Here is a 4,815-nt window from a genome sequence, read left to right as displayed (position 1 = left end):
GAATGGCATAGAAGGCCAGGGTTTCTTCCGCCATACCATAGGTCGTGCCGCCCAGCGCGAATAGCGTCATCAGGATCGGAATCATCCATATCTCCCGGCCCTCCATTCGGTGCATCGCGCTGCGTATGCCGGTGTCGATCGAGCCTGTGGCGTTCATCACTCCTAGAAAGCCACCAAGGAACAGAACGAAAAGCGCCACATCTATGGCGTTGGCAACGTAGCTGTCGGGATTGTAGAAACCCGCTGTGGGCGCGAGCATCACATCAACAAAGCCTTGCGGATTGGGTTCGACGATCTCGTAGGTGCCGGGCACGGCGACCTCGCGACCCACTTCCTCGTTCATGGAGCGCTCGTATTGTCCGGCAGGGATAATCCAGGTGAGGGCGGCGACCAGGATAATGAGCAGAAACAGAATGGTGTAGGCGGTAGGGAACCGTGTCGACAGGTCCTCTTCCAGATTCGGTCCGGGCTGTTTTTCGTCTGTCACGGTGCTCTCCTGGCTGGGCGGTGCTGCGATAAATCAGGTCCAGCATAGATCTCATCGGCTGAACGTGAATTGATCAGGATCAATCAACAGCGCTGCATTCAGTAGGAGCCCACTCGACCCTCGTTGTTCCCATAAAATGGTGCGATTCCAGAGATGACGCACCTATCGGACCCGGATACGATCGTTATGGCTCAATTCCCGGTCAGGGTGCCGGACGACCTGATCGCCCTCTGTCAGGCCGCCATTAACCACCGTGACCAGGCCATTACTTTGGCCCGTTACCACGGTTTGCAGCACGGCGCGGTCCTCTGTGACCAGAAAGACCGTGGGTTGGTCGTTGTGTTGGAAGATCGCAGATGCGGGTATCTGCAGTACGTCGGCTGATTGCCACAGAATGAATGCGGCGTCCACGCGGTAACCGTCTCCGAGCATTTCCCAGCGATCGCGTGGGGTGATCATGTCAGCTATCACTCTGACCCGCTGCTCTTCCACGCCAAGGGCAGATATGTCCTCGAATCCGACGGGTTCGACCCGCCGAATGACAGCATCCAGCGTGGTGCCCCCCCAGCCACTGAGTCGGGTTGCAATGCCGGGCTCCAGATTCACCGCGTCAAAGCTGAGCACGTCTACCACGACCTCCAGAGCACTGGGGTCGCCAAGCTCCAGGATGGCATCTCCAGCCTGCACGACGCCTTCGCTTTTACGCAGGATACTCAGCACGCTGCCATTGACCGGCGAACGCACTGCCAGGTACTCGGCGGGACCCTGCCCTTCGGACCGGGCCGCCGAAACCTCCAGCCGTGTCCGGGCTGCCGCGAGCTCATGGGAGGCAACCTCTTCATCAAATCGCGCGGATTTCAGTATCGCCCTGCTGCGCGCGGCTGTTGCCTGCGCTTGCTGCAAGAGCTCGCGGGATACGTAACCGGAACGCTCAAGGGTGGCCATACGCTCATGCTCGGCTGCCGCCAGCTCGGCATCGGCCCGGGCAGCCTGGGTTCTCTGGCGCGCTGCATTTAGCGCCGAGCGCGCGGACTCGACGCGTGCTTCTGCCTCGGCCCGGCTGCGGGTATCCAGCATATTGGCCGGCATCGGGTCGACCTCGGCCAACAATTCACCGGGCATCACCGGGTCGCCTACGTCCAGTGTCACCCGGTGAAGATATCCGGCGACAGGGGAAGACACTACATAGCGATCCTTTACCCGGGTTTTGCCCTCTTCGACGATGGTAACTTCCATCGGACCGCGCTGCGCGGTGGCCAGATCCACCCACACCGGCTCCGGACGCAGCACATGGATCAACACAAGGATCGTCAGTACGCCCAGGACCGACCAGAACAGCCATTTGCCCGCCACGCGTGTGCCCGCTGCCATCATCATTCCCCTTTCTCTTTCATTCCCGGGTCTTGAGCACTGCCACCAGGTCAAGCCTTCGTAGCCGCCACCAGGTGATGAATCCTGAAACCAGAGCAGACACGATGACCACATTCGCTGACAGTGCCAGTGTCCTACCGGTAATGATCAGCGGCACCCGGTACAGTTCAGTTTGCATCATTGTCACTATCAGGCTGGCCAGCCCATGACCAACAGCCCAGCCCAGGGGTATTCCCAGTATCAGCATTACGGCCAGTTCACCGAGAAGAATATGAGCCACTTCATTGTGGCTATAGCCCAGGACCCGGAGACTGGCCAGATCGCGCCCGCGCTCCGCCAGGGAAATACGTACGGTGTTGTAGATGACGCCGAAGGCAATAATGCCCCCAAGCACACTGATAACCAGGGTAAAGGTGAGAAAGGTTTTCGCCAGTGTCTCGAAAAAGCTGTCGAGCATCGCCTGTCGTACATTGAGCGCCATTACCCGAGGCGTATCCCGCAGATCTTGGTAAACGCTGTTGGCGCGCGCTGAGTCGAGATTCATCAGGACCTGATTGACCACATCGCCGGTCTCCAACGCTCGATTCATTGCGTCGAGTTTCATGTATGCCCCCACACCCAGAAATTCGCTGGTAATGCCAGCCACGGGTATTCTGATTACCGGGCGCCGACCTTCCAGTACTCGCACCTCAACAACGTCTCCGGCGGCCAGATTCAGTCGCGTTGCCAGGAAATCCGTCAGCAGCAGGCCCGCTGGAGGCAGGGCGACACTGTCAAGATTGTCGTCGACAATGAATTGCAATTGAGCGTTGTCTGGAATGCCGGTTAAAGAGCTACGCCATTGTCTGTGACCGTTTACCAGCTGCACGGCCACGACGCGTCGGCCCTCTGCGTAATGAACACCGGGTTGGCGAGCCATGCTGTAGACCGCGGACCGATGAATTGGGTCAGTCAGGCTGACGGTGAGATCCTGCTGCTGAACACGAGCAAACTGGGTATGGACCATCAGCGAGACGGAATTGAACTGAAAATTGCCGACCATCACGATGGCTGTTGCCATCGCAATACCGGTCACTGACAGAGCGGCACGGGCCGGGCGACGAGCCAGGTGGCGCACGATCATGCGCGATGGCGGGCTGAAGCGTATCCACGACAGTAGACGCTCGGCGATGGTTACTCGATAACTGGCCGGGCCTTCCGGTTGCATGGCTTCTGCCGGAGGCAGGGAAGCGGCGCGCCGGATGGCGCGCCAACCCCCAAGCCAGGCCACCGTCAGGGTCAGCAGTCCCAGCAGCAAAATCCACCAGGGGCTGATGCTGAAGAGTAGCTTTGGGAATCTATAAAACTCCATATAGATTTCTCCCAAGGCGCGCCCCAGCCAAATGCCGGCAGTCGTTCCGGTCAAGAGCCCGATACAGGCGATGACCAGCACCAACTGGCTGTAATGCCAGCCAATCTGGCGGTTGCTGTAACCAAAGGCTTTCAATACGGCAATGATGTCGCGCTGGGTGCTGATCAGACGGGTGACGACCACATTGAGCAGGAACATGCCTACACCCATGAATATCACAGGGAATACCACTGCCATGGTTTTCAGCTGATTCAGTTCGTCACTCAGGAAGCGATGGGAAAACTGATCTTCCCGGGCATAGGCGCCCGTGCTTCCGTAAGGAGCCAGCAATCGGTCGAGTAGCTCGATGACGCCGGCTACAGCCGCTGACGCGTCAACCTGTAACACCAGACTGTTGAAGGCTCCGCGCATGTCCATGGCTGACGCCAGCGCCTCTTCCGTCAACCAGAGCACACCGTAGCGCTCGTAATCGGGAAGCATGCCGCCCGGCGGGATGACATAAATAAACTCGGGCGACTCGACGATGCCAACAATGATCAGGATCTGACGGCGACCATTGATGATGGCCGGTAACGAGTCTCCTGGCTGGAGGTCATGCGCCTCGGCAAAGCTGCCGATGACTGCCGCCTCGTCACTGCGCGAAGGGTTCGGCAGGCGTCCGTGACGCAGATAGATCCGGTTGACGACCGGCTGCTTGCCTGCGGGTAACGAGATCAGGCGGGCGGATACCGGATCACTGAAGCCAGGCACCTCAAGCTTGGCAGCGCCCTCTACCCGAGCGCTCAGCCGGGCCACGCCGGGGATCTCTGCTATGCGTTGCAACTCATGTCGTGGTGCCCGTTTCACGTTCACGAACACATCGGCAAAGTGATGTTCCTGATAATACTGACCGCGGGTGGCGGTGAGGGAAGCGTAGTTCACCAGCGATAGCAGGCATACCGCAATGCCTCCGGCGATCACCAGCGCGATTGCCAGCACCTGGCCGCGCATCTGCCACAGCTCACGGCGTAATTTGGTATGCAGGACGCTGCTTTGGATGAGTGACATGGCGTTACCAGCTCAGGGTCCGTGGATCCCGCCGCGTCGGATTGCGGTGTTCACCACTGATCATGCCGTCAGAAAGGGTAATAACCCGGTCTGCCATGTCTGCTATGGATGCATTGTGCGTAATGATCACGGTGGTGGTGCCAGTCTCTCGGTTAGCGGTATCCAGGGCTGCCAGAACCAGAGTGCCGGTGGTGGAATCCAGAGCGCCGGTTGGCTCGTCGCAGAGCAATACCTGCGGCCGCTTGGCAACAGCCCGGGCGATGGCGACGCGTTGCTGTTCGCCGCCTGACAGCTGAGCGGGAAAATGGTCCATGCGGTGCGCCAGCCCGACCAGGTCCAGTGCGTCTTCCGGGCTCATGGGGTCGCGGGCGATCTCAGTAACGGCGAGCACGTTTTCCCGTGCAGTCAGGCTGGGTATCAGGTTATAGAATTGAAAGACGAAGCCGACGAAATCTCGGCGGTATCGGGTCAGTTCACTGTCCTTGGCTTTGGTCAGGTCGATATTCTGGTAACGCACCTCACCACTGGTAGGGACGTCCAACCCGCCAAGAATGTTAAG

At 59.1% G+C, this 4,815-nt stretch carries 3 protein-coding genes and 1 pseudogene; all 4 read right to left on the bottom strand.

Annotated features, from left to right (window positions below; translation table 11 throughout):
* Window positions 1–487: pseudogene (locus tag ABYA88_RS15350) on the bottom strand (YfcC family protein); the annotation flags it as partial.
* Between the two features lie 162 nt (window positions 488–649).
* Complete coding sequence (locus tag ABYA88_RS15345) at window positions 650–1,864, bottom strand: efflux RND transporter periplasmic adaptor subunit (protein WP_373188260.1); 1,215 nt, start codon at window positions 1,862–1,864, stop codon at window positions 650–652.
* Between the two features lie 13 nt (window positions 1,865–1,877).
* Entirely contained in the window at window positions 1,878–4,256 is a 2,379-nt protein-coding gene (locus tag ABYA88_RS15340) for an ABC transporter permease (RefSeq protein ID WP_373188259.1), read from the bottom strand.
* 4 nt (window positions 4,257–4,260) lie between these two features.
* The coding region (locus tag ABYA88_RS15335; RefSeq protein ID WP_373188258.1) for an ABC transporter ATP-binding protein at window positions 4,261–4,815 on the bottom strand (555 nt) is incomplete at its 5' end.

Origin of the sequence: Halopseudomonas sp., from assembly GCF_041579695.1 — a bacterium.
Classification (GTDB): Bacteria; Pseudomonadota; Gammaproteobacteria; order Pseudomonadales; family Pseudomonadaceae; genus Halopseudomonas.
The sequence above is the reverse complement of the archived record's forward strand: the minus strand, read 5'-3'. Positions and strand labels throughout refer to the sequence as shown.